This window comes from Arthrobacter sp. Y3224198 (assembly GCF_059090025.1).
Map to the genome: position 1 here is coordinate 1 of NZ_JBNHFG010000078.1, position 250 is coordinate 250.

Annotated in this window: 1 protein-coding gene; it reads right to left on the reverse strand. The window is 39.6% G+C overall.

Translation table 11 applies throughout. From position 1 onward, the window contains the following. Positions 1-250, reverse strand: a 250-nt coding sequence (locus tag AC5RUF_RS16365; RefSeq protein WP_250406021.1) for a super-infection exclusion protein B, incomplete at both ends; no start/stop codon positions are given.

The following is a 250-nucleotide window of genomic DNA, read 5'->3' on the forward strand; positions in this document are numbered from 1 at the left end:
GCGCACAAAACCATAGATTGCTCTTCTGTAAGGTTTTGAATTACTGATCGCACTTTATCGTTTTGCATCTTAATGCGTTTTCTTAGCTTAAATCGCTTATATCTGGCGCTGGCAATAGCTGATAATCGATGCACATTAATTGCTAGCGAAAATGCAAGAGCAAAGACGAAAACATGCCACACATGAGGAATACCGATTCTCTCATTAACATATTCAGGCCAGTTATCTGGGCTTAAAAGCAGAAGTCCAA